This window comes from Streptomyces sp. NPDC041068 (assembly GCF_040647455.1).
Classification (GTDB): domain Bacteria; phylum Actinomycetota; class Actinomycetes; order Streptomycetales; family Streptomycetaceae; genus Streptomyces.
Genome location: NZ_JBEZCG010000002.1, coordinates 568,106 through 592,703 on the forward strand (window position 1 = coordinate 568,106; position 24,598 = coordinate 592,703).

Below are 24,598 nucleotides of genomic sequence, written 5' to 3' on the forward strand. Positions count from 1 at the left end.
CCGACTGCGGGTCCGTCGTGGCTGGTCGCGCAGTTCCCCGCGCCCCTGAAGGCCTGCGGCTTCGCCATGGCCTTCCCCGAGACGCGCCCCTGAGATGGCGCACGCAGTGCGCATCTCAGGGGCGCGGGGAACTGCGCGACCAGCCCCCACCCACCGTCAGTCGGCCACGAAACGGCACCGCCCACCCCAGTAGCCGCACCCCCCTCACCACAGACTTCACGGAGATCGCACCATGACGCAGAGCTCAACCATCCGCTGGGAACAGGACGACACCGGCGTCGTCACCCTCGTCCTCGACGACCCCAATCAGTCCGCGAACACCATGAACCAGGCGTTCAAGGACTCCATCGCGGCGATCGCCGACCGCGCCGAGGCCGCCGTCCAGGCCGACAAGGACGCGATCCGCGGCTTCATCTACACCTCCGCGAAGAAGACCTTCTTCGCGGGCGGCGACCTGAAGGACATGATCAAGGTCGGCCCCGAGAACGCGCAGCAGGCGTTCGAGACGGGCACCGCCATCAAGAACTCGCTGCGCCGCATCGAGACCCTGGGCAAGCCCGTCGTCGCCGCCATCAACGGCGCGGCCCTCGGCGGCGGTTACGAGATCGCCCTGGCCTCGCACCACCGTGTCGCCCTCGACGTGTCCGGCTCCAAGATCGGCCTGCCCGAGGTCACCCTCGGCCTGCTCCCTGCGGGCGGCGGCGTCACTCGCACCGTACGCCTCATGGGCATCACGGACGCGCTCCTGAAGGTGCTCCTCCAGGGCACCCAGTACAACCCCAAGCGCGCCCTGGAAAACGGCCTCGTCCATGAACTGGCCGCCACGCCCGAGGAGATGATCGAGAAGGCCCGTGCCTTCATCGACGCCAACCCCGAGTCGCAGCAGCCCTGGGACAAGCCCGGCTACCGCATCCCGGGCGGCACCCCGGCCAACCCGAAGTTCGCGGCGAACCTCCCGGCCTTCCCCGCCAACCTCAAGAAGCAGACGGCGGGCGCCCCTTACCCCGCCCCGCGCAACATCCTCGCGGCGGCCGTCGAGGGCTCGCAGGTCGACTTCGAGACCGCGCTGACCATCGAGGCCCGGTACTTCACCGAGCTGGTCACCGGCCAGGTCGCCAAGAACATGATCCAGGCGTTCTTCTTCGACCTGCAGGCCGTCAACTCCGGCGCCAATCGCCCCAAGGACGTCGAGTCCCGCACGGTCCGCAAGGTCGCCGTGCTCGGCGCCGGGATGATGGGCGCGGGCATCGCGTACTCGTGCGCCCGCGCGGGCATCGAGGTCGTCCTCAAGGACGTCTCGGCCGAGGCCGCCGCCAAGGGCAAGGGCTACTCCGAGAAGCTCTGCGCCAAGGCGGTCCAGCGGGGCCGTACGAGCCAGGAGAAGGCGGACGCGCTGCTGGCCCGCATCACGCCCACCGCCGACCCGCAGGCGCTCGCGGGATGCGACGCGGTGATCGAGGCGGTCTTCGAGGACACCTCGCTCAAGCACAAGGTGTTCCAGGAGATCCAGGACGTCGTCGAGCCGGACGCGCTGCTGTGCTCCAACACCTCCACGCTGCCCATCACCACGCTCGCCGAGGGCGTCTCCCGCCCCGTCGACTTCATCGGCCTGCACTTCTTCTCGCCCGTCGACAAGATGCCGCTCGTCGAGATCATCAAGGGCGAGCGGACCGGTGACGAGGCGCTGGCGCGCGCCTTCGACCTCGTACGCCAGATCAACAAGACGCCGATCGTCGTCAACGACTCCCGCGGCTTCTTCACCTCGCGCGTCATCGGGCACTTCATCAACGAAGGCGTCGCGATGGTCGGCGAGGGCATCGAGCCCGCCTCCGTCGAGCAGGCCGCGGCACAGGCGGGCTACCCCGCCAAGGTCCTCTCGCTGATGGACGAGCTGACGCTCACCCTGCCCCGCAAGATCCGCAACGAGACGAAGAAGGCCGTCGAGGAGGCGGGCGGCACCTGGGCGGGCCACCCCTCGGACGTCGTCATCGACCGCATGGTCGACGAGTTCGAGCGCCCCGGCAGGAGCGGTGGAGCGGGCTTCTACGACTACGTGGACGGCAAGCGCGCGAAGCTCTGGCCGGGCCTGCGCGAGCACTTCACCAAGCCGGGGCACGAGATCCCGTTCGAGGACATGCAGGAGCGCATGCTCTTCTCCGAGGCGCTCGACACCGTGCGTCTGATCGAGGAGGGCGTCCTGACGTCGGTCGCCGACGCCAACATCGGCTCCATCTTCGGCATCGGCTTCCCGGGCTGGACGGGTGGCGTGCTGCAGTACATCAACGGCTACGAAGGCGGCCTGCCCGGATTCGTGGCACGCGCGCGTGAGCTCACCGAGCGCTACGGAGAGCGGTTCACGCCGCCCGCGCTGCTGGTCGAGAAGGCGGAGAACGGCGAGAAGTTCAGCGACGCCTGACCCTGTGGGCGCCTCCGGTTCTGCCTGGTCAGGGGCGGAACCGGAGGGCCTCGTCCCGCGTCGTATCCTGCCGTAGAGCATGATCACGACAAGTGGAAGGTGACCGCTGTGCGGTTCACGACTGGGGGAACGACGCGGGCAGTCGGCGTCGGCGTGCTGGTCCTCTCGCTGGCCCTGACGGGCTGCGGGGGCAAGAAGGACAAGAAGAAGCACAAGCGGGGCTCGTCGTCCTCGCACAGCCGCACCGTCGGCGGCGCGACGGGCGGACCGGGCGGCGCCAGGACCGGCGGTGGTTCGCTGAGCGGCGCCCAGGACGCCGAGGCGATCCTGCCGCCCCGCGACACCATGCCCGCCGCCCTGCGCACCGTCTCCGTCAAGCCGCACAGCCGCGCCAAGGCGCCCTCCGTGTGCAAGGACCCGGGCGGCAGGTGCAAGGGCGCCGTCGCCCACGGCCAGGTCGGCTACCGCAGCAACGACAAGGCCGAGAGCGCCGGTTACGAACTCATCGTGTACCGGAACGAGAGGTCCGCCGAGCGCGCCTTCACGGACTGGAAGAGCTACGTGGAGAACAACCGTCACGAGCTCGAGGTCTTCGACGGGTCGCCGCAGGGCGACGCGAGCATCTCGTACGGATACACGAAGCCCGCGAAGAAGACCTCGCAGTCGATCGTGATCCGCCAGGGCAGGTACATCGCCACGCTGGACCTCAGGGACAACTCCGGTCAGGCGTACGCGCGCAAGGACCTTCAGGTCCTCTCCGAGGTCTACGCCACGCGGATGCTGCAGGCCGCGCAGGACAGGGTGCCGAGCGCCACCGCGGCCAACGTCAGGGTGTAGCAGGCGTGTCGGGAGTGGCTCAGCTCTCCTTGAGCCACTCCCGCAGCTCCTCCTTGAGGGAGCGCTGGAACGCGGTCACCAGCGCCTGCACCACCATCGGCTGCATATGGGCCGAGAGCGACCGCATCGTGGCCACGTGCTCCGGGTCCGACTCCCGCTCGCGGTAGGGCCCCCACACCTCGTCGCGGAACAGCCGCGACAGCTCGTGCGCGGCCTCGCGGGTGTGCTCCATCAACACCGTGCGCGCCGCCAGGATCGTCTCGTGCTCGATGGGTACGTCCAGGAGCTGCACCCCGAGCCGCAGCAGCCCCAGGTCCACGCGGTACGTCCCCGGAGCCTGCGTCCGCGCGATGACGCCCATCGCCGCGAGGCGGTCCAGGTCCTGCTCGGCCAGCGCCCGGCCCGCCCTGCGCTCCAGCTCGGCGAGTGGGACGTCCTCCGCAGAGTCGGGTGCCCAAGAGGCCACCACGGCACGGTGGATGGCGAGGTCGTGCGCACTCAGGTCCGCGGGAAGCTGCTCCAGATACCGCTCGATCGCGGCGAGCGTCATGCCCTGGTGCTGCAGCTCCTCGATGAGGGCGAGCCGGGACAGATGCTCCTGGCCGTAGTGGCCGACGCGGCGCGGGCCGATGACCGGCGGTGGCAGCAGACCCTTGGTGCTGTAGAAGCGGATGGTGCGGACGGTGACACCCGCGCGCGCGGCCAGTTCGTCGACGGTGAGTGTCGGTTCCTCGGTGTCCGTCGTCATGGCAGCGCCCTCCTGTGCATCAATGCGGTGCAACAGTATTGCTGGCACACCAGTGTTGTGAAACCCTCCGGGCCAGTCACGTGCTCCGTCGCACGTCCAGCCAGGCACCCAGTCACGCGTCCGCTCACGCACAGCCGATGGCGCCAGGAGGCGGTCATGACCACGATCCTGCGACTCCCCGGGGACCCCGCCGACATCACGCTCCCCGCCCTGATGCTCCGCAACGCCGAGGACCACGGAGACCTTCCCGCGCTCTCCTGGCGCACGGGCGACGAGTGGTCGACGCTCACCTGGCGCGAGGCGCGCCGCAAGGTCGCCGTCCTCGCCGCCGGCTACAGCGCGCTCGGCGTGCGGCGCGGCGAGCACGTCCTGATGATGATGGGCAACCGCCCCGAGCACTGGCTGAGCGACCTCGCCCTGATGCACCTCGGTGCCGTCCCCGTCACCGTGTACAGCACCTCCGCGCCCGAACAGGTCGCGCACATCGTCCGGCACAGCGGGGCCCGCTTCGCGATCGTCGAGGGCGCCCGTGAACTGCCGCGCTGGGAGCCCCTCCTGGACGACGACACGGCCCCGCTGGAGCGCCTCGTCGTCGTGGAGGCGGCCGAGGCCGGGCCGCACCGCACGTACGGCTCCCTGCACGCCTCCGGCGGCCGGCTGTTCAACCCCGACGCCTTCGAGAAGGCCTGGCGCGAGAACCGCTCGACCGACGCGCTCACCGTCGTCTACACCTCGGGCACCACGGGCGACCCCAAGGGCGTGCGCCTCACGCACCGCAACGTCGTCCTCAACGGCATCGCCCTGGACGGCGTCGTCGAGTTCCCCGCGCACGTCGGCCACATCTGCTACCTGCCCTTTGCGCACATCGCGGAGCGCATGCTCGGCATCTACCTGCCGGTGCTGCGCGCCGCGCACGTCTATCTGTGCGCCGACCCGGTGCAGGTGGCCGCCACCGCGCGCGAGCTGCATCCCTTCCAGTTCTTCGGTGTCCCGCGTGTGTGGGAGAAGCTCGCCGCGTCGGTCAAGGCCGCGCTCACCGGACTGCCCGAGGAGCGGCGCCGCGCCGTCGAGGCCGCGAACGAGACGGCACGCGCGCGTGTGGCCTGCCGGGAGCGCGGCGAGGAGCCCTCCGCCGAGCTCCTGGCCGCGTACCAGGAGGCCAAGGAGAAGGTGCTCGACCCGCTGCTCGCGCTCGCCGGGTTCGACCGCCTGGTGTGGACCGCGACCGCATCGGCGCCGATGCCGCTGGACGTCGCGCGCTTCTGGGCGGGCTTCGGCCTGGTGATCATGGATGCGTGGGGCCTCACCGAGACCACCGGAGTCGTCACGACGAACGGACCCGACGCGTTCCGCCTCGGCTCGGTGGGCCGCCCCCTCGAAGGCCTGGAGATCCGAGCCGCCGACGACGGCGAGATCCTCGTGCGGGGCGCGACGGTCTTCGACGGCTATCTGCGGCCCGACGGCGGGGTCGACAGCGCCTGCGACGTGGACGGCTGGTTCGCCACCGGCGACATCGGGCGGATCGACGAGGACGGGTTCCTCTGGCTCACCGACCGCAAGAAGGAAATGATCGTGACGTCGACGGGCAAGAACGTCTCGCCCGCCCTCGTCGAGAACACGCTCAAGGAGCATCCGCTGATCGGCCAGGCCCTCGTGCACGGGGACGGCCGCTCCTATCTGGTGGCGCTCCTCGTCCTCGACCCGGAGATGGCGCCCGCGTGGGCCGCGGCGCGCGGGATCGAGGGGGACCCGGTCGCGAGCGAGGCCGTGCGGGAAGAGGTCGCCCGCGCCGTCGAGGCCGCCAACGCGCGCCTGAACCGCACCGAGCAGATCAAGCGCTACCGCGTACTCGCCGAGGAGTGGAGCCCGGAGACCGGTGAGCTGACCCCGTCCCTGAAACTGCGCCGCCGGGTGATCCGCGAGAGGTATGAGCAGGTCATCGAGGACCTGTACACCCCCTGATCACCATGTGAGAAGTCCCGCTATGTGACGTGCGCCACCGCGTGGGGCGTTGGGTGTGGGGGAAGGTGTCCCGTCGGTCCGCGCGCGTCAGGGGTGTCGCGGGCCGAAGCACATCCGGACCCCGGAGCTTTTCCGGGCACCAGAGAGTAGATCGACCACGTGAGCAAGGAAGCCGTAGACACGGCCGCCGTGGATGCGTCCCGCAACGACGCAGCCCAGGCCCCCGCGGACGCCGGCGACGCCGGTTACAGCAAGGACCTCAAGGCCCGCCACGTCAACATGATCGCGATTGGTGGCGCGATCGGCACCGGCCTCTTCCTGGGGGCGGGCGGCCGCCTCAACTCGGCGGGCCCCGCGCTCGCCCTCGCGTACCTCGTGTGCGGCATCTTCGCGTTCTTCGTCGTCAGGGCGCTCGGCGAGATGGTCCTGTACCGGCCCTCGTCGGGTTCGTTCGTTTCGTACGCGCGTGAGTTCCTCGGCGAGAAGGGCGCGTTCTTCGCCGGTTGGATGTACTTCCTCAACTGGTCGACCACGTGCATCGCCGACATCACGGCGATCGCCCTGTACACCCATTACTGGAGCTTCTTCACCGACATACCCCAGTGGGTGCTCGCGCTGATCGCCCTCGCGGTGGTCCTCTCCGTGAACCTCATCTCGGTGAAGTACTTCGGTGAGATGGAGTTCTGGTTCGCGATCATCAAGGTCGCCGCGCTGACGGCCTTCATGATCATCGGCATCTACCTGCTGGCCAGCCAGCACAAGGTGGGCGGCGAGACGCCGGGTCTGAACATGATCACCGACCACGGCGGCTTCCTGCCGAACGGCATGATGCCGGTCGTGATCGTCATGCAGGGTGTCGTCTTCGCGTACGCCTCCCTCGAGCTGGTCGGTGTCGCGGCGGGCGAGACGAAGGACCCGCAGAAGGTCGTCCCGCGCGCGGTGAACTCCATCATGTGGCGCGTGGGCCTCTTCTACGTCGGCTCCGTGGTGCTGCTCGCGCTGCTGCTGCCCGGCTCGCTGTACTCGGCCGACCAGAGCCCGTTCGTGACGGTCCTGTCCAAGATCGGCGTCCCGGCCGCCGGTGACGTGATGAACTTCGTGGTCCTCACCGCGGCCATGTCCTCGCTGAACTCCGGCCTGTACTCCACCGGCCGCATTCTGCGCTCCATGGCGATGTCGGGCTCGGCCCCGAAGTTCACCGCGAAGATGAACCGCAGCCAGGTGCCCTACGGCGGCATCCTGCTCACCGCCTCGATCGGTGTCCTCGGCGTCGGCCTGAACCGCATCGTGCCGGACCAGGCCTTCGAGATCGTCCTGAACGTGGCCTCGCTCGGCATCATCGGCACGTGGATCACGATCATGGTCTGTCACCTGGCCTTCGTGCGCAGCGCGAAGCGGGGCGAGATCACCCGGCCGAAGTTCCGCCTCCCCGGCAGCGGTGTCACGGAGTACGTGACGATCGCGTTCCTGCTGGCCGTCCTCTGCCTCATGTGGAAGGACGCCGAGGTCGGTCGCAAGACCCTGTTCCTGATCCCGATCGTGGGCGCGGCCCTGGTCATCGGCTGGTTCGGCGTCCGCCGCCGAGTGGAGCGCGAGGCCCAGGGCCTCACGGTGCCGCAGGAGTCGAAGGACCAGTAACAGCGGAGCGGCAACAGCAGGGGCGGCCGCTCGACGGCCGTTGTCAGTGGCAGCCCTTACGGTGGCGTCATGTCGGAGATCACGTATGTCCGAGGTGACGCCACCGCGCCGTTCGGCAAGGGCGTCAAGCTGATCGCCCACGTCTGCAACGACCTCGGGGGCTGGGGGAAGGGCTTCGTGCTCGCGGTGTCGCGCCGCTGGCCCGAGCCGGAGAAGGCGTACCGCACCTGGCACAGGGAGCGCGCCAAGAACGACTTCGGCCTGGGCGCCGTCCAGTTCGTCGACGTCGGGCGCGGCCTGTGGGTCGCCAACATGGTGGGGCAGCGGGGGATGCGCACGGGCAGCAAGGGGGTCCCTGTGCGGTACGAGGCGATCGACACCGCCCTGACGACCCTCGCCGACAAGGCCGTCGAACTCGGCGCCTCCGTGCACATGCCGCGCATCGGCTGCGGGCTCGCGGGCGGCAAGTGGTCCCGGATCGAGCCGCTGATAACCGAGCGCCTGGTGGCGCGGGAGATCGCGGTGACGGTGTACGACTTCGAGGGCTGAGCGGGGTGAGCCTTCCGGGTGGGCGGCGGAGGCGGCGACGTGCGCCGTGTCACTCAACTCCCTTGCAGATGTGCGGTGTTGTGCACGGATGAGCGGGTAAGGCTCTGGCATGCAGCTCATCCCCGCGGACCTCGGCCCGCTGAACCCGGAAGTCGAACACCTGACGTTCGGGCTCGTCCTGTTCGGCGCCGTCCATCTCTTCGTCGTCCGCTGCCTGCCCCGTGTCAATCGCGTACTCCTGGCGCGGGAGGCGATCTTCGACGAGGTCACGGGAGGATCGGCCCACCTGCTCAGGGTCGAGGCGGAGCGCATGCGCGAGGTGACGGGGGCGCTGCTCTCCGAGGCCCGGCGCGACGCCGCCCGCATCCGTCAGGAGGCGCGCGAGGAGGGGGCCGCGTTGATCGCCTCGGCCCGCGCGGACGGCCTGCGGGAGCGCGCGGAGGTCGTGGTCACCGGCCAGGCCAGGGTGGAGGCGGAGCGCGCCGCGGCCGAGGCCGAACTGCGCGGCCGGGTATCCGAGTTGGCCTCCGCGCTGGCGAGCCGCATCGTGGGCGAGCCGATTCCCGCGCCGCCGGACAGCGGACAGATCCCCGCGCCGCCGAACGGTGAGCCGACCCCTGCGCGGAGGCGAGGGGGGAGCGCGTCCGTGACCGGCGCGGCTCTCACCGAGCCCGGGGGCGAGCCGCCGGGTTCCGGTCGCTAGGCCTACGCATTCGCGCCCTCGTCCACCGCGACCACTGGCGGCCGGGCCGTCGCCCCCCGAGACTCGGGGCATGGATGTCATGGTCTCGGTCAAGGACGGCGAAGTGTGGGCGCAGGACTCGGGCGAACCGAGCGGCGCGAGCGGCCAGGGCCTCCCCATGATCCTGCTGCACCCGGGAGTCGCCGACTCCCGCGTCTGGGACGGCATCCTGCCCCGCCTTACGGAGCGGCACCGCGTGATCCGCTACGACGCGCGGGCGTACGGCAGGTCGCCCGCCCCGACCGCCCCGTTCTCGCTGGTCGAGGACCTGATCGCGGTCCTCGACCACTTCGGCGTGGCCCGCGCGGTGTTCATCGGGTACAGCATGGGCGGCGGTACGGCCCTCAGCCTCGCGCTCCGCGACCCGGCACGGGTGGCGAGCCTCGCCCTGATCACCCCTGCCGTCACCGGCGCGGAGGACCCGCTGCCGCCGGAGGTCATGGCCGAGGTCGGCCGACTCGCCGAGGCGGGTGACGTGGACGGCATCGTGGCGGTGATGAGGCGCACCTCAGCCGTCCTGGGCGCCGGCGACGACCCCGAGGTGACGGCGCACCTCAAGGCGGTGGTCCCCGCGTGGCTCGCCGTCATCCCGCATCACGTGCCGGACCCGCCCGTCTACGACCGGCTCGGCGAACTCGACGTGCCCTGCGTCCTGGCCCTGGCCGAGCACGACCAGCCGGGTGTGGTCCGCGTGAACGAGACGGTCGCGGAGCGCATCCCGGGCTGCCGCGTGGTGCGGCTCGCACACAGCGACCACTTCCCGACGGTCCGCGAACCGGACGCGATCGTGAACCTGGTCCTGGACGCGTACGCCACGGCGCGCTGACTGATCCGGGAGCGCCGCGGGGCGCCCCCTCCTGCCCCGCGACGCTCCCGGTGGCCGGATCCGCGATCCGGTGCCGCAGCGCCTGGAAGGAGCCCGCACCGGCCGCCCGAACTGCTCACGCCCCCGCACATACGTGACCGTGTCGTCCAGGATCCGTTCCGAGAGGCCCAGCATGTTCCGCGGTGAGGGCGTCCCGCTGCTCGCGCGTACCGCACTCGCGCCGCGCGGAATCCCGGATCGCCACGGCGAAGTCCCGCTGTTCCGGAGTGAGTCCGTTCGTCATGCGTGCCTCCCGCGCTCCGTCATGAAACCCTCCTGGACTGGGCGTAGTTACAGAGTCGTTGAGTTGGTGTCTGTGCAGCCGTGGCACATTGCGAGGGCTGTGGTTGAGCGAGCGGGGACATCGGGGAGGGCGCATGGACTCGATGACGGAGCGCGCGCTGGACGCGGCGCCGTCGGCCGACGCCCTGACCGAGCGGATACTCGACGCCGCACGCGAGCAGTTCATGACGTTCGGCCCGCGCCGCTCCACGGTCGACGACGTTGCCAAGCGCGCCCGCGTCTCCCGCGTCATGGTCTACCGCCGCATCGGCAACAAGGAAGCGCTCGTCTCCGCCTGCCTGCTGCGCGAGTACCGCCGCTTCGTGGGCGAGGTCGACGAGGCCGTCGTCGCGCAACTGCCGGCCATGGAGGACCGCATCGTCGAGGGCTTCGTCGTGGTGCTCCGCCACATCCGCGAACACCCGCTCATCGGCGGCCTGATGCGCCTCGAACCGAAGACGATGCTGCCGTTCCTGACGCTGGGGAGCGGCCCCGCCTTCCTCGCCATGCGCGGATACCTCACCGACCGGCTGCGCCGCGCCCGGCGCGCGGAGGGCAGGCAGGAGAGCGATCCGACGCCGGTCGCCGAGCTGATGGTGCGGATCACGGTCTCCTTCCTGCTCGACCCGGTCAGCTGCTTCGCGCTCGACGAGGACGACCATTGACCATGTACGGGACTTCGCGCGGCGTTTACTCGGTTCCGCTGCTCGGCCGTCGGCCCCGTCGCGGGCCCCTCAGAAGCGCGCATGCAGCCTGCGCCCCAGCTCCACCGCCCGCGCCGCCCTGTCCGGCGCGGTCGCGAACGACGTCAGATCCGCGTACGGCGCGAAGCGCTTGACCGTCACCGAGCGTGGCACCGCGAACGCCCGCAGCCCCTCCGCGCCGTGGATCCGCCCGAACCCCGACTCGCCCGTGCCGCCGAACGGCAGCGACGGCACCGCGGCGAAGCCGAGCACCGAACCGACCGACACCGCACCGGAGTTCAGTCGCTGCGCCACCGCGAGACCGGCGGCGCGCGACCCGGTGAAGACCGCCGAGCCCAGCGCGTACGGAGAGGCGTTGGCCCGCTCCACGGCCTCGTCCAGGTCCCGGACCCGGTTGATCGCGACGACAGGCCCGAACGTCTCCTCCGTCATCGCGGGGGAGTCCTCGGGGACGTCGACGAGGACCACGGGATGCACGAACGGCGCCGCGACGGACTCCGGACCGCCGAGCGGCGCCCGCGCTCCGCTCGACAGAGCCTCCTTCATATGGCGCTCCACGACACCGAGTTGGGTCGGCAGTGTCATGGGCCCGTAGTGCTGCCCGGCGGCCAGGGACCGCGTCCGCTCGACGACGAGCTCGCACAGCCGCTTGTGCACGGACTCCACCGCGTAGACGCGCTCCACGCCCGCGCAGGTCTGCCCCGCGTTCGCCATCGCGCCCCACGCGATCGCCTCGGCCGCCTCCTCCAGATCGGCGTCCGCGCCCACGAGGACCGCGTCCTTGCCGCCGCACTCCGCGAGCAGCGGCGTGAGCGAGCGCGCGCACACCTCGGCGACCTGCCGCGCGGTACCGGGCGACCCGGTGAACGCCAGCTTGTCGACGCCGCCCTCGGCGAGCGCACGCCCCGTCGACCCGGGCCCCGTCACCGTCCGCAGCAGCCCCGCGCAGTCCGGCACGGCGTCGGCGAAGCTCGACGCCAGGAACACCCCCGTACCCGCGGTGAGTTCGGACGGCTTGTGGACGACGGCGTTCCCGGCGGCGAGCGCGTAGCCGATCGACCCCATGGGCGTGTACACGGGGTAGTTCCACGGCCCGATGACACCCACGACGCCCAGCGGGCGGTAGCCGAGGAAGGACCGCTGATGGGCGGAGAGCAGCCCGGACGGCACCCGTCGCACCCGCAGCACGCTCCGCGCGTTGCGGGCGGCCCAGTCCAAGTGGACCAGGGCGAGCAGGACTTCGGCCCGCGCGTCGTGCGCGGGCTTGCCCGTCTCGGCCGACACGACGTCCGCGAGCTCGTCCATACGCCGGGCCAGGGACCGCTTCCACGCGAGCAGCCGGGTCCGCCGGCCCGCCCAGTCGAGCGCCGCCCAGTCGGCGGCCGCACCCCGCCCGCGCACGACGGCGTCCGCGACCTCCTCGGGGCCGCCCACCGGGTGCTCGCCGAGGACGTCTCCGGTGGCGGGGGAACGTACAGAGAAAGTGGCCATCAGTCAGCGCTCCAGGGGTACTTCGTCGGGCAGCGGCCGCACCGGACGGCTGTGCGCCCAGTGCGGACCCAGGTCGTCGAGGGTGTAGCCGAAGGGATACGACCGGGGCTTGGGCAGTGCGGGCCACCGGCGGGGCCGCGCGGGCAGCAGCCGCACGAACGCCGAACGGCCCCTGACTGCACGCACGGCAGCAGCCTGCACCCATCGGGGCTGCGGCCGGAACCCCAGTGCGCGAAGCAGCGGTTCGTCCAGCAGCGCGAGGGTGACGCGGGACACCGAGCGGGACACCAAGGGGCGCACGAGCCGCGGATACCGGGCGGCCGTCACACGGAACGTCGCCGACGCCAAGCGGCGGTTGTCCGGGGCGTAGGCGAACATCTTTGCTTCGTAGTCGTCGAGGAGCCTCTCGAATCCCTCGTACGTCGAGGGGGCGCCGTCGATCTCCGTCATCCGCGCCATCGTGCGGCCCACCAGCGCAAGTGTCTCCCGTTCGTTGGCGCACAGGCGCCGCCGGCCTCGACCGCACGTCCAGGACGTGCGTCGAGCCGTCCGGGCCCTTGACCTCGAAGTGATAGTCATCGGCAGATACGTCGAGCCGTGGATGACCGCGTCGGTGGCGGCGAGCCGCGCGGCACCGACCGTCGGGTGGTACGGCCCGACCGGGTAGGCCGCCCGGCCGGGCGGATGGGACTCGGAAGGGGGCGTTCGGGTGGGCGGGCCCTGGCAGCGGCTGTGGCGCACCGTCTCCTCGCTCAGCACCGTGATCTACGGCGGGCAGGACGCGGCCGTGGCCGAGGCGGACCGGATCCGCGCGATGCACCGCCCCCTCAAGGGGGTCGACGCCCAGGGGTGCCGCTATCACGCGCTGAATCCGGAGGCGTACCACTGGGTGCACGCCACGCTCGTGCGCGGTGCCCACGACGGGCTGCGGATCTTCGGCAAGGGCATGACGGACGCCGAGACCGAGGCGTACTGCCGGGAGATGCGGGACGTGGGCCGCCGTTCGCCGCGGTCACCGCCCACTACGCGCTGCTGGTCAACGTCGGCACGCTGCCGCCGCTCCTGCGGGAGCGGCTCGGCCTCACCCGGCCCCCGCGCCAGGAGCGCGCCCTGCGCCGCTTCACGCGCCTGGTCCGCGTCCTGATGGCGCTGGTGTCAACGCCCCCGCGGATCGCGGGCACCCTCGCGGTCGCATACTGGAACACGCACAAACCGGGGACGGACCCGCAGGTCAGGCGCCCTCTCGGCGCCCCGGGTCCGGTCCCGTCCCCGCGCACCACCGAGGAGCACGTCGCATGAACCACGAGGACGAACGCGACCCCGCCCCGCCCCCGCCCGGCGGCATCCTCTGGAGCATCGCGGGCGACATCCGCATGCTCCTGATGCTGCCGCCCGCGCTCACCCTCCAGGTGGCGCACCCCGCGGTCGGCGCGGGCGTCGACGACCACTCGGTGTTCCGCACCGACCCGTGGGGCCGCGGCGAGCGCTCCGTCCGCTCCGTCCTGCTGTGGGTGTACGGCGGCGAGGCGGCCGCCGCGGAGGGCCGCAGGCTGCGCGCCCTGCACCGCACCATCCAGGGCACGGACACCCGCGGCCGCCGCTACCACGCGCTGATGCCCGCCCACTACGGCTGGGTCCACGCCACCGGCTTCCCCGTCTACCGGCACGCCCAGAAGTACCTGGGCCGCCCCTTCACCGAGGCGCAGGAACGGCAGTTGTACGCGGAGTGGCTCCAGGTCGGGCGGATCCTCGGCATCCACGACCGCGACATGCCGCAGACGCCGGAGGAGTTCTGGCCGTACTACCGCAAGGTCCTCGCCGACGAGATCGAGCTCACCGCCGTCGCCGAGGAACTGACCGCCACCGACCGCCCGGTGCCGCCCCCGGACCGCGGCCCGCGCGCCCTGCGCCTGTTGTTCCGCGCCCTGTGGCCGCTGCTGCTGCCCCCGCTGGCCCGCTTCCGCCGCTTCGTCACGATCGGTCTGATGCCGCCCGAGGCCCGCGAGGCGATCGGCCTTCCCTGGACGGCCGCGCAGGAGCGCAGACTGCGCCGCTTCGGCAGGGCGGTCCGCACGGTGGTGCCGCTGCTGCCGGAGCGGCTGCGCTATCTGCCGATCGCTCACCGGGCCAGGACACGGCACCGCGCCGCAGGGCGGTAGGCCCGTACGGCGCGGTGCGTCCGGTCGTCAGTGACCGTGTCGTCAGTGACCGTGCTTGTTCCCGTGCTTGTCCGCGGCCTCGGGGCCGTGCTCGTGCACGCTGTTCGTCGCGGCGATCTGCTTCCACGACTTCGGCTTGGCCGGGGCGGCGGCCGACCGCGCGATGCCGGCGTCCCGCACCGCGGGGGCCTCCGGACGCGACGGCTGGTAGAGCCAGGTGTCGAACAGCTCCGCGAGCGGCTTGCCCGAGACCTTCTCGGCGTACTTCACGAAGTCGCCCACCTTCGCGTTGCCGTACGCGTTCTTCTGCGGCCAGCCCTTGAGGATCGCGAAGAACGCATCGTCGCCGATCTCGTTGCGCAGGGCCTGCAGAGCGAGCGCGCCCCGGTCGTAGACCGCGCCGTGGAACTGGTTGTCCGGGCCCGGGTCGCCCGGCTTGACCTGCCACCACGGGTCGTCCGCGGGGTGTTGCGCGTACACGTAGTCCGCGAGCTCCTGGGCCGTGCCCTCGCCCTCTTTCTCCGACCACAGCCACTGGCTGTAGCGGGCGAAGCCCTCGTTGACCCAGATGTCCTTCCAGCCGTCCACGGACACGCTGTCGCCGTACCACTGGTGGGCGATCTCGTGGACGACGAGCGACGGGTTGGAGCCGTTGGAGAACGCCGCCGGGCTGTAGAAGGGCCGCGTCTGGGTCTCCAGGGCGTAGCTGCTCTTCACGTTCGGGACGTAGCCGCCGAGCGCGTTGAAGGGGTACTTCCCGTAGACCGTCTCCAGCCACTCGGCGACCTCGGTGGTCCGCTCGATGCTGGCCCGCGCGGAGCCCGCGTTGTCGCCGAGGTCCTTGCTGTAGGCGTTGAGGACGGGCAGGCCGCTCTCGGTCTTGTCGGTCGTGATGTCGAACTTGCCGACCGCGAGCGTGGCGAGATAGCTGGCCTGCGGCTTGTTCGAGCGCCAGCTGTAGCGGGTCCAGCCCAGCTTCGAACTCTGCGACTGCAGCACACCGTTGGAGATCGCCTGGGTGCCGTCGGGCACCGACACCGACACGTCGTACGTCGCCTTGTCCAGCGGGTGGTCGTTGGACGGGAACCACCAGGCCGCGGACTCCGGCTCCTGCGCCGCGACACCGCCGTCCGGCGTGCGGTGCCAGGCCGTGTAGCCGTTGATCTTGACCTCGGACGGCTTGCCCGAGTAGCGCACGACCACGGTGATCGGCGTGCCCTTGGGCAGACCCGCGGCGGGGGTGATCTCGAGCTCCTGCTCGCCGGTCTTCTCGAACTTCGCCTTCTTGCCGTTGACCCGCACCTCGGAGACCTTGAGGCCGAGGTCGAGGTTGAAGCGCGAAAGGTTCTGCGTGGTCTTGGCGTTGAGCGTCGCCGTGCCCTCGATGAGGTCGGTGGCGGGCTGGTACTTCAGCCGCAGGTCGTAGTGCGAGACGTCGTATCCGCCGTTGCCGCTCGCCGGGTAGTAGGGGTCGCCGATGCCCGGGGCCCCGGGGGAGAAGTCCGCCGCCGATGCCGGGATCGCCAGCAGGAGGGAGGCCGCGAGCGCGCCCGGGGCGATGAGTCTGCGGTGCACGAAAACTCCAAGTCGTAGGGGCACATCATCTGTTCGTCCTGATCGTCGACCCTATTCAGCCCTCCCTCACGCGTCATGTCCATGGCCCCGGACGTCACACGATCGCCATTCGGCCGACATGTGCCTTGATGTCCCACACGCCTGACACCGCAGCGTGCGGCCCTCTGTCGCACGGGAGTTCACCGGTGTACCTTCCGCGCCATGCCGATACGTGTGCGACGCACCCGCCTCCTGTGGAGATCGCTGCTAGCAGCGGCCCTGGCCGCCCTGCTCGCCACCCTCTTGTCCCCGGGCGCCGCGGGAGCCGCACAGGCCCCGAGCGCGCAGGGCCAGGCCTCACGGACGCCCGACGAGAGCAGACCCGTGTACTCGTACGAGGACGCGATACGCGAATCCGTATGGGTCGACACCAGGATCGACGGCGACGCGGACGGCAGGACCGACCGCGTCGCCGTCGACATCGTCAGGCCCCGCGAACTCGACCGCACGGGCCGCCGAATACCCGTGATCATGGACGCGAGCCCGTACTACTCCTGCTGCGGCCGGGGCAACGAGAGCCAGAAGAAGACCTACGACGCGGACGGCAACCCCGTTCTCTTCCCCCTCTACTACGACAACTACTTCGTGCCCCGCGGCTACGGCTACGTCGCGGTGGACCTCACGGGCACGAACCGTTCCGAGGGCTGCGTCGACATCGGCGGCCGCTCCGACGTCCAGTCCGCCAAGGCCGTCGTCGACTGGCTGAACGGCGGCGCCCGCGCCTACACCACCCGCACGGGGAACGAGCGTACGAAGGCGTCGTGGACCAACGGCGACACCGGAATGATCGGCAAGAGCTACGACGGGACCATCGCGCAGGGCGTGGCCGCCACTGGAGCACCGGGTCTCAAGACCATCGTGCCGATCGGCGCCATCTCCTCCTGGTACGACTACTACTTCGCCAAGGGCGCCCCGCTCTTCAACAGCGGACCCGACGGCCTGGCCCGCGGCGTGCAGAGCCCCGAGGCCCGCGACCGCTGCGGCGCCGTCCAGCAGCGCCTGATCGACGGGGCGCCCCGCACCGGCGACTGGACCCCCCTGTGGAGCGAGCGCGACCACGTGCCGGACGCCGACAAGGTGCGGGCCAGCGTCTTCGCCGTACACGGCATGCAGGACCTCAACGTCCGTACCAAGCACTTCGGTCAGTGGTGGGACGCCCTCGCCGAGAACGGCGTCGAGCGCAAGCTCTGGCTCAGCCAGGCGGGCCACGTCGACCCCTTCGACTTCCGCCGCGAGGCATGGGTGCGCACCCTGCACCGCTGGTTCGACCACGAACTCCTCGGCTACGACAACGGCATCGACCGCGAGCCGATGGCCGACATCGAGCGCGCCCCCGACCGCTGGACCACCGACCGCGTCTGGCCGCCGCGCGGCACGGACACCGTCACGCTGCGCCCGTCCAAGGGCAGTTCACCCGGCGTCGGCACCCTCGGCCCGCGCCGCGGCAAGGGCAGCGAGACCTTCACCGACGACCGGCGGCTGAGCGAGACGGACTGGGCCGAGCGCATCGACACCCCGACGCCCGACAAGGCCGGCTTCATCAGCAAGCCCCTCGCCCGTGACCTGCGCCTGTCGGGCTCCTCGACCGTGACGGTCACCGCGACCCCGACGACGCGCACCGCCCACCTCTCCGCGGTCCTCGTCGACCTCGGCCCCGCCACCATCCGGGACTACGCGGACGACGACGAGGGCATCGTCACCCTTCCCGAACGCACCTGCTGGGGCGCGAGCACGAAGGGTGACAGCTCCTGCTTCAAGGAGACGCGCGCGAAGACCGCGGACGTGGAGTACACGATCTTCAGCCGCGGCTGGGCCGACCTCGGCAACTGGGCCGACCCGCACAAGGGCCGCCCGCTCACCCCGGGCAAGGCCCACACCATCACGCTCGACCTCGCCGCGAGCGACCACGTCGTGCCCAAGGGCCACCGCCTCGCGCTGATCATCGCGGGCACCGACAAGAACCTCATCGTGCCGCCCGCCGACACTCCGACGCTCGCCATCGACCTGGCCCGCACCTTCGCGAAGCTGCCGCTGGTCGGCGGCAAGGGCGCGTTCACCACCTCCAAGGCCGTCACCCCCCGCGAACCCCGTCTCGACGGCGTGGCCCCTCCGCGTCCGCTCAACCCCCGCCCGGGAGGCAGCACTTCATGACACCGCGCATCCGCACCCTGGCGCTTTCCTGCGCCGCCGTCGCGCTCACCGCGCCCCTCCTGACGGCGCCCGCGCAGGCGACGTCGACACCGCCCCGCACCGGCTTCGAGGAGACCAACGGCGCCCGCTGGACCTCGCAGCCCGAGGAGCAGGACCTCCTGGCCGCCGTCGACAAGGCGAGCGACAGGGTCTCCGTGTCCCGCATCGGCGCGACCAAGCAGGACCGGCCGCTCCAACTGGTCCGCATCGGGCAACACCGCACGAAGAACACGGTGTTGCTGATCTGCAGCCAGCACGGCGACGAGCCCTCGGGCCGCGAGGCCTGCCTGTCGACGATCCGCGACCTGGCGTACGCGAAGGACAAGAAGACCAAGCGCTTCCTCTCGCGCACCACACTCCTCGTCGTCCCCACCGCCAACCCGGACGGCCGCGCCGCCGACACCCGCGGCAACTCCGACGGCGTCGACATCAACCGCGACCACATCGCCCTGCAGACCGCGGAGGGCCGCGCCATGGCCGCCGTGATCCGCGACCGCAGGCCCGACGTCATCTACGACCTGCACGAGTACGGCGCGACCCCCAAGTACTACGACAAGGACCTCTTCGACCTCTGGCCGCGCAACCTCAACACCGACGAGGCCGTGCACGAGGAGGCGCAGACCCTCTCGAAGGCGTACGTGCGCCCGGCCGCCGAGGCCGACGGCTACACGACGGGCACCTACGGCATCTGGACCGACCCCGTCACCGGCGAGCCGATCAAACAGGTGGCGGGCGACGGCCAGGAGCGCATCCTCCGCAACGTCTCCGGCATCAAGCACGCCGCGGGACTGCTCATCGAGAGCCGGGTCGATCCCCTCACCGATGCCGAGAAGAAGGACGAGGCGCTGAACAACCGGCGCCGCGTCGCCTCCCAACGCTCGGCACTCGGCGGTCTGTTCGACTTCACCGACGAGCGCCGCAGGCAGCTGGAGAGGGCCACCGACGCGGCCCGCGTCGAGGGCTTCCGCGACCGCGGCCCGGTCTACGTCGGCGGCGCCGACAACGACCCCGCCGAGCCGTCCGAGATCATCCAGGACCCGCCCTGCGGCTACCGGCTCGACGCCGCCCAGTACCGCGACGTCAAGGACGAACTGGCCCTGCACGGTGTCACGGTGAAGCGCCAGAAGAACGGCGCGTACGTCCCGCTGCGGCAGTCCGCACGGGCCCTCGTGCCGCTGCTCCTGGATGAGCGTGCCACCTATCACATCGTCACAGGTCGGCCCGACATGAGCTGTTGAGCGGGTGAGATGTGCGTCACATGTGGTAGGGGGTAACGGAGAACAAAGTCTCGACGTAATCGACCCCTTGAAAGGTGTCACCTGTGACGCAGGATCAGCAAAAGGCGGACGACGGGGGAGGGGCGCACGACATCGCGGCGCCCGCCCCCGCCGGCCGGTCCCCGCAGACGGACCGGGTGGTGTTCGGCGTGACCGCCGTACTCACCCTGGCGTTCGTGGTCTGGGGCGCGGTGGCGACGGACTCGCTCGAGGACGTCTCCACGGACATGCTCAACGGTCTGATGCACAACGGCGGTTGGTTCTTCATGCTGACCGCCACCGGCTTCGTCGTCTTCGCGCTCTGGCTGGCCATCAGCCGGTACGGAAAGATCACCCTCGGCAAGGAGGGCGAGGAGCCGGAGTTCCGCACCGTCTCGTGGGTCGCCATGATGTTCAGCGCCGGTATGGGCATCGGCCTGATGTTCTACGGCGTGAGCGAACCGCTCGCCCACTTCATGACGCCACCGCCGGGCACCGACCCGGCGGACAAGGCCGCGGCGATGGAGACGTCGCTGGCCACCACGCTCTTCCACTGGACGCTCCACCCCTGGGCGATCTACGCGGTCGTGGGCCTCGCCATCGCGTACAGCACCTTCCGGCGCCGCCGCAGGCAGACCATCAGCGCCGTCTTCGAGCCCCTCATCGGCAAGAAGCACGCGAGCGGCGCCTGGGGCAGGGTCATCGACATCCTGGCCATCTTCGCCACGCTCTTCGGCTCGGCCGCCTCGCTGGGCCTCGGCGCCCTGCAGATCGGCAGCGGCATCGAGGTGCTCGACTGGATGGAGAACGCGGGCACGGGGCTGCTCGTCGTGATCATCGCCGTGCTGACCCTGGCCTTCGTGGCGTCCGCCGTCTCCGGTGTGGAGAAGGGCGTCCAGTGGCTCTCCAACATCAACATGGTGCTCGCGCTGCTGCTCGTGGTGTTCGTCTTCATCGCGGGCCCCACCGTCATCATCCTCGACATGCTGCCGACGTCGATCGGCGCCTACCTCGACGACCTGCCCCAGCTGATCGGCCGCACCGAGGCGTCCAGCGGCAAGGGCGTCGCGGACTGGCTGAGCGGCTGGACGGTCTTCTACTGGGCCTGGTGGATCTCCTGGACGCCCTTCGTCGGCATGTTCATCGCGCGCATCAGCCGCGGCCGTACGATCCGTCAGTTCGTCGGCGGCGTCATCCTGGTGCCCAGCACCGTCAGCCTCATCTGGTTCGCCGTCTTCGGCGGCACCGCCATGACGGTCGCGAGCCGGGGCGGCCTCAAGGACGAGACGACGCCTGAGGCACAGCTCTTCGGCCTCCTGCACGAGTACCCGATCGCCACGGTCACCAGCCTGCTCGTCATGATCCTCGTCGGCATCTTCTTCGTGTCCGGCGCGGACGCGGCGTCCATCGTGATGGGCACGCTCTCGCAGAAGGGCGCCCTGGAACCCGGCCGCCTTGTCGTGATCTTCTGGGGCATGGTGACCGGCGCCGTGGGCGCGATCATGCTCCTGATCGGCGACGGAAAGGACGACGCGCTCACGGGCCTGCGCAACCTCACGATCCTCGTCGCGGCGCCCTTCACTCTCGTGATGATCGGCATGTGCGTGGCCCTGATGCGGGACCTGCGCCACGACCCGCTGATCGTGCGCGGCGAGCACGGCACCGAAGCCGTCGAGAAGGCCGTGATCGCCGGTCACGAGCAGTACGACGGCGAGTTCGAGCTCCAGATCGGCCCCGCCCAGGACGACAACGGCGACGGCCCCGAGAGGGACAACGACCCGGTCGAGACCCGCTGACCGGCAGCCCAGGAGGCGGCGCCCACCATCCGCGCCGCCTCCTGGCCATCGGCGTGTCCAGCCGTGTCCCGGCAGGTACGCCCTCGACCATCCGTGCGCCGCCGAGCCGCCGACTCCTCGCCCACAGACGGTGAAGGCTCCGCGCGCGCAGCGGAATGTGCGATGCCGTGCTCACATCACACATCTGGTGGGGATACTCACAGCATGTCTGCCGAGTACGCGACCTTCGGTCTGGCACCGGCCATGCGCGCCGGTGGGGTCCTCGCCGACGGTGGTTATCAAGTGCACCGTGATTTCGTCGACTTCATCGTGAACGGGCGCCCCCTGCTGTTCCAACTGTCCGACCTCGACGCCGTCTCCCCCCTCGCCGCCGACATCCCGCCGGCGATCTTCACGGCCCATGTCCGCAGACTGCTCCTGGAGGCGGATGCCCCCCTGCGCGACGGCCGGTACGTCATATACGGCTGCCCCGAATGCGAGGGCCTGGACTGCGGCGCGGTCACCGCGGTGATCGAGAAGGCCGCCGACGGCACCGACGACTTCGTCTGGCGGGACTTCGCCTGGCAGACCGCCGAACCCGCGGACCTGACCCTCAACGGCTACCACGGCATAGGGCCCTTTCGCTTCAGGGGCACCGAATACCGCGACGCGCTCGGCCAGTTGCTCGCGGAGGGCGAACCGCAGGCCCGCCGCCGCGTCCTGCTGATCGGCGCCCGTGTCGCGGTCCTCGCCAAGCTGGCCGCGGCGCTCCGCACGATCGGCATCGGCGCGGAGATCGCGGCGGACGCGGCGGGCGTCCCACCGGACGAACTGCGCACGTACGGCGCGGTCGCCTTCGGCCGCGCGGTCCCCGACGAGACCCGGACTTCCGTGCGCGAGGCGTTCGACCGGGCCGGTGTCCAGGTCGCCTACGTCGACGGCCTCGCCCCGATCATCCCGCTCCTGGTGGCCCAGATCGAGTACGCCCTGGACCGCAGCCCCCAGGAACAACGCCGCCTCACCCGCCTCGCCGCGGGCCCCCGCTCGGCGGAGCTGGAGGTCACGTCGACCTGCCGGGTCCAGCTGACCGCGTACCGCATGGACCGCCTGTCGCGCACCCACGTCCACGAGGTCTTCGACGCGGTCCTGGAACCGGGCGAACACCAGGTCCCTTTGGAGCACAAGGCCACCAAGGGCGACTCCTACGTGGTGGCCCGCACCTCCACGAGCGTCCTGGTCACGCCGACGTCGGCGTAGGGGAGCCACGGGGGCCGAAAGACCCGACAACCCGCAGTCGCTGAGCCGACGCGAGGGGACGTGGGGGTATGTGCGCCCGGAGCACAGGGCTGCAGCGCGGAGAGCCGAAGGAACAAAGGGCCGACGCTGCGGATGGCGAGGACGTACATACCCCCGCGGCCCCGCCCCACGACGATCCGGACGCGAGCCGCTGCGAACCCCCCGACGATCCGGACGCGAGCCGCTGCGAACCCCCCGACGATCCGGACGCGAGCCGCTGCGAACCCCCCGACGATCCGGACGCGAGCCGCTGCGAACCCCCCGACGACCCGGACGCGAGCCGCTGCGAACCCCCCGACGACCCGGACGCGAGCCGCTGCGAACCCGACGCCGAGCCGACGCGACGCCCGCCGCCAACCACCGGCGCCTTACAATCACCCCCTGATGACCGCAACCCTCGTCGCCAAAGATCTCGCCGCCGGCCACGGCGACCGCACCCTGTTCTCCGGCCTTGACCTGGTCGTCGCCCCCGGCGACGTCATCGGCCTGGTCGGCGCCAACGGAGCGGGAAAGTCCACCCTCCTGAAGCTGCTCGCGGGCCTGAACACCCCGGAGGGCGGCGAGCTGAGGCTCTCGCCGCCCACCGCGTCCGTCGGCCACCTCCCCCAGGAACCGGACCGCCGCCCCGGCGAGACGATCCGCGCCTTCCTGGCCCGCCGCACCGGCGTGGCCGAGGCCCAGCGGGTCATGGACGAGGCCACGCAGGCCCTGGTCGACGGAGCCCCCGGCGCCGACGACGCCTACGCCGACGCCCTGGAGCGCTGGCTGGCGCTCGGCGGCGCGGACCTCGACGAGCGCGCCGAGGAGGTCACCGACTCCCTCGGCCTCGCCGTCGGCCTCGACCAGCCGATGACGTCGCTCTCCGGAGGCCAGGCGGCCCGCGCGGGCCTAGCCTCCCTCCTCCTGTCCCGGTACGACGTGTTCCTCCTGGACGAGCCGACCAACGACCTCGACCTGGCGGGCCTGGAGCGCCTGGAGAGCTTCGTGCGCGGCCTGCGCGCCGGCACGGTCGTCGTCAGCCACGACCGCGAGTTCCTCACCCGCACCGTCACCAAGGTCCTCGAACTCGACCTGGCCCAGCAGCAGATCAACCTCTACGGCGGCGGCTACGACGCCTACCTGGAGGAGCGGGAGACGGCGCGCCGCCACGCCCGCGACGACTACGAGGAGTACGCGGACAAGAAGGCCGCGCTCCAGAGCCGCGCCCAGATGCAGCGCTCCTGGGCGGACAAGGGCGTCAAGAACGCCCGCCGCAAGGCCGTCAAGGCCGGCGGCGACAACGACAAGCTCGGCCGGAACTTCCGCAGCGACGCCAGCGAGAAGCAGGCGGCGAAGGCCCGCCAGACGCAGCGCATGATCGAGCGCCTGGAGGTCGTCGAGGAGCCCCGCAAGGAGTGGGAGCTCCGTATGGAGATCGCATCGGCCCCGCGCTCGGGCGCGGTCGTCGCGAGCCTGCGCGACGCGGAGGTGCGCCGCGGCGCGTTCACGCTCGGCCCGGTCACCCTGCAGATCGACTGGGCGGACCGCGTGGCGATCACCGGCGCGAACGGCGCCGGGAAGTCGACGCTGCTCGGCGCCCTCCTGGGACGCGTCACGCCGGACGCGGGCCACGCCGCCCTCGGCTCGGGCGTCCTGGTCGGCGAGGTCGACCAGGCCCGCGCCCTGTTCCACGGCGAGGAGTCCCTGCTCGACGCGTTCTGCGCGGCCGTGCCCGACACCGAACCGGCCGAAGTCCGCACGCTGCTCGCGAAGTTCGGTCTGAAGGCCGACCACGTACTGCGCTCGGCGGCGACGCTCTCACCGGGCGAGCGCACCCGCGCGGCCCTGGCCCTGCTCCAGGGCCGCGGCGTCAACCTCCTCGTCCTGGACGAGCCGACGAACCACCTCGACCTGCCGGCGATCGAGCAGCTGGAATCGGCCCTTGAGTCCTACGAGGGCACGCTGCTCCTGGTCACGCACGACCGCAGGATGCTCGACGCCGTCCACGTGACGCGCCGCCTGGAGGTGGCGGAGGGCAAAGTGACCGAACTGTCCCTCTGACCTCCGCCCGAGGGACCACACGGCCCCTCTGACC

General features: G+C 71.0%; 17 protein-coding genes and 3 pseudogenes. 15 read left to right on the forward strand and 5 right to left on the reverse strand.

The window, feature by feature from the left end:
• The first annotated feature begins 232 nt into the window (after positions 1 to 232).
• Together AB0B50_RS06375 and AB0B50_RS06380 are read left to right on the forward strand one after the other, a co-directional pair.
• On the forward strand, positions 233 to 2,416 hold the full coding sequence (locus AB0B50_RS06375) for a 3-hydroxyacyl-CoA dehydrogenase NAD-binding domain-containing protein (RefSeq protein WP_362326446.1): 2,184 nt from the start codon (positions 233 to 235) through the stop codon (positions 2,414 to 2,416).
• 108 nt (positions 2,417 to 2,524) lie between these two features.
• Entirely contained in the window at positions 2,525 to 3,253 is a 729-nt protein-coding gene (locus tag AB0B50_RS06380; RefSeq protein WP_362326449.1) for a hypothetical protein, read from the forward strand.
• A gap of 19 nt (positions 3,254 to 3,272) precedes the next feature.
• Here the strand turns inward: AB0B50_RS06380 and AB0B50_RS06385 are convergent, their stop codons facing one another.
• Entirely contained in the window at positions 3,273 to 4,001 is a 729-nt protein-coding gene (locus AB0B50_RS06385) for a MerR family transcriptional regulator (RefSeq protein ID WP_362326452.1), read from the reverse strand.
• 156 nt (positions 4,002 to 4,157) lie between these two features.
• On the opposite strand from AB0B50_RS06385, the gene AB0B50_RS06390 reads away from it, so the two are divergent.
• From AB0B50_RS06390 to AB0B50_RS06410, 5 genes are all read left to right on the forward strand, one after another.
• Positions 4,158 to 5,963, forward strand: coding sequence for an AMP-dependent synthetase/ligase (locus AB0B50_RS06390; RefSeq protein WP_362326455.1), 1,806 nt, complete (start codon positions 4,158 to 4,160; stop codon positions 5,961 to 5,963).
• Between the two features lie 159 nt (positions 5,964 to 6,122).
• Positions 6,123 to 7,601: an amino acid permease gene (locus AB0B50_RS06395; RefSeq protein WP_362326458.1), complete on the forward strand. Its 1,479-nt coding sequence runs from the start codon at positions 6,123 to 6,125 to the stop codon at positions 7,599 to 7,601.
• A gap of 69 nt (positions 7,602 to 7,670) precedes the next feature.
• Entirely contained in the window at positions 7,671 to 8,150 is a 480-nt protein-coding gene (locus AB0B50_RS06400) for a macro domain-containing protein (RefSeq protein ID WP_362326461.1), read from the forward strand.
• 109 nt (positions 8,151 to 8,259) lie between these two features.
• Positions 8,260 to 8,853, forward strand: a complete 594-nt coding sequence (locus tag AB0B50_RS06405; RefSeq protein WP_362326464.1) for a hypothetical protein — start codon at positions 8,260 to 8,262, stop codon at positions 8,851 to 8,853.
• A gap of 70 nt (positions 8,854 to 8,923) precedes the next feature.
• Complete coding sequence (locus AB0B50_RS06410; RefSeq protein ID WP_362326467.1) at positions 8,924 to 9,718, forward strand: alpha/beta hydrolase; 795 nt, start codon at positions 8,924 to 8,926, stop codon at positions 9,716 to 9,718.
• 49 nt (positions 9,719 to 9,767) lie between these two features.
• Here the strand turns inward: AB0B50_RS06410 and AB0B50_RS06415 are convergent.
• Positions 9,768 to 9,895: pseudogene (locus tag AB0B50_RS06415) on the reverse strand (acyl-CoA dehydrogenase family protein); the annotation flags it as partial.
• A 248-nt stretch (positions 9,896 to 10,143) separates the two neighbouring features.
• Here AB0B50_RS06415 and AB0B50_RS06420 point away from each other — a divergent pair.
• Positions 10,144 to 10,704 carry a TetR/AcrR family transcriptional regulator gene (locus AB0B50_RS06420; protein WP_362326880.1) on the forward strand — a complete coding sequence of 187 codons (561 nt, stop codon included), beginning with the start codon at positions 10,144 to 10,146 and terminating at the stop codon, positions 10,702 to 10,704.
• Positions 10,705 to 10,773: 69 nt separating this feature from the next.
• Here AB0B50_RS06420 and AB0B50_RS06425 read toward each other — a convergent pair whose 3' ends face one another.
• Positions 10,774 to 12,234, reverse strand: a complete 1,461-nt coding sequence (locus AB0B50_RS06425; protein ID WP_362326470.1) for an aldehyde dehydrogenase family protein — start codon at positions 12,232 to 12,234, stop codon at positions 10,774 to 10,776.
• Positions 12,235 to 12,237: 3 nt separating this feature from the next.
• Positions 12,238 to 12,750 (reverse strand): annotated as a pseudogene (locus AB0B50_RS06430) (oxygenase MpaB family protein); the annotation flags it as partial.
• A 244-nt stretch (positions 12,751 to 12,994) separates the two neighbouring features.
• Here AB0B50_RS06430 and AB0B50_RS06435 point away from each other — a divergent pair.
• Positions 12,995 to 13,533 (forward strand): annotated as a pseudogene (locus tag AB0B50_RS06435) (oxygenase MpaB family protein).
• Positions 13,530 to 14,393, forward strand: coding sequence for an oxygenase MpaB family protein (locus AB0B50_RS06440; RefSeq protein WP_362326472.1), 864 nt, complete (start codon positions 13,530 to 13,532; stop codon positions 14,391 to 14,393). Before AB0B50_RS06435 ends, AB0B50_RS06440 begins: the two are co-directional and overlap by 4 nt.
• Positions 14,394 to 14,435: 42 nt before the next feature.
• Here the strand turns inward: AB0B50_RS06440 and AB0B50_RS06445 are convergent, their stop codons facing one another.
• Positions 14,436 to 15,968: a M1 family metallopeptidase gene (locus AB0B50_RS06445; protein WP_362326475.1), complete on the reverse strand. Its 1,533-nt coding sequence runs from the start codon at positions 15,966 to 15,968 to the stop codon at positions 14,436 to 14,438.
• Positions 15,969 to 16,169: 201 nt separating this feature from the next.
• Here AB0B50_RS06445 and AB0B50_RS06450 point away from each other — a divergent pair, with 201 nt between their 5' ends.
• From AB0B50_RS06450 to AB0B50_RS06470, 5 genes are all read left to right on the forward strand, one after another.
• Positions 16,170 to 18,158 carry a Xaa-Pro dipeptidyl-peptidase gene (locus tag AB0B50_RS06450; RefSeq protein ID WP_362326478.1) on the forward strand — a complete coding sequence of 663 codons (1,989 nt, stop codon included), beginning with the start codon at positions 16,170 to 16,172 and terminating at the stop codon, positions 18,156 to 18,158.
• Complete coding sequence (locus tag AB0B50_RS06455; protein WP_362326481.1) at positions 18,155 to 19,435, forward strand: M14 family metallocarboxypeptidase; 1,281 nt, start codon at positions 18,155 to 18,157, stop codon at positions 19,433 to 19,435. Before AB0B50_RS06450 ends, AB0B50_RS06455 begins: the two co-directional genes overlap by 4 nt.
• A gap of 131 nt (positions 19,436 to 19,566) precedes the next feature.
• Positions 19,567 to 21,249, forward strand: coding sequence for a BCCT family transporter (locus AB0B50_RS06460; RefSeq protein WP_362326883.1), 1,683 nt, complete (start codon positions 19,567 to 19,569; stop codon positions 21,247 to 21,249).
• Positions 21,250 to 21,453: 204 nt separating this feature from the next.
• Entirely contained in the window at positions 21,454 to 22,485 is a 1,032-nt protein-coding gene (locus tag AB0B50_RS06465; protein WP_362326484.1) for an oxidoreductase, read from the forward strand.
• 423 nt (positions 22,486 to 22,908) lie between these two features.
• Entirely contained in the window at positions 22,909 to 24,564 is a 1,656-nt protein-coding gene (locus AB0B50_RS06470) for an ABC-F family ATP-binding cassette domain-containing protein (RefSeq protein WP_362326487.1), read from the forward strand.
• Positions 24,565 to 24,598: the final 34 nt, after the last annotated feature.

Coding starts and splice junctions, on each gene's coding strand:
- AB0B50_RS06375 (WP_362326446.1), top strand. CDS start 233: ATGACGCAGAGCTCAACCATCCGCTGGGAACAGGACGACACCGGCGTC.
- AB0B50_RS06385 (WP_362326452.1), bottom strand. CDS start 4,001: ATGACGACGGACACCGAGGAACCGACACTCACCGTCGACGAACTGGCC.
- AB0B50_RS06390 (WP_362326455.1), top strand. CDS start 4,158: ATGACCACGATCCTGCGACTCCCCGGGGACCCCGCCGACATCACGCTC.
- AB0B50_RS06400 (WP_362326461.1), top strand. CDS start 7,671: ATGTCGGAGATCACGTATGTCCGAGGTGACGCCACCGCGCCGTTCGGC.
- AB0B50_RS06405 (WP_362326464.1), top strand. CDS start 8,260: ATGCAGCTCATCCCCGCGGACCTCGGCCCGCTGAACCCGGAAGTCGAA.
- AB0B50_RS06410 (WP_362326467.1), top strand. CDS start 8,924: ATGGATGTCATGGTCTCGGTCAAGGACGGCGAAGTGTGGGCGCAGGAC.
- AB0B50_RS06420 (WP_362326880.1), top strand. CDS start 10,144: ATGACGGAGCGCGCGCTGGACGCGGCGCCGTCGGCCGACGCCCTGACC.
- AB0B50_RS06425 (WP_362326470.1), bottom strand. CDS start 12,234: ATGGCCACTTTCTCTGTACGTTCCCCCGCCACCGGAGACGTCCTCGGC.
- AB0B50_RS06440 (WP_362326472.1), top strand. CDS start 13,530: ATGAACCACGAGGACGAACGCGACCCCGCCCCGCCCCCGCCCGGCGGC.
- AB0B50_RS06450 (WP_362326478.1), top strand. CDS start 16,170: ATGCCGATACGTGTGCGACGCACCCGCCTCCTGTGGAGATCGCTGCTA.
- AB0B50_RS06455 (WP_362326481.1), top strand. CDS start 18,155: ATGACACCGCGCATCCGCACCCTGGCGCTTTCCTGCGCCGCCGTCGCG.
- AB0B50_RS06465 (WP_362326484.1), top strand. CDS start 21,454: ATGTCTGCCGAGTACGCGACCTTCGGTCTGGCACCGGCCATGCGCGCC.
- AB0B50_RS06470 (WP_362326487.1), top strand. CDS start 22,909: ATGACCGCAACCCTCGTCGCCAAAGATCTCGCCGCCGGCCACGGCGAC.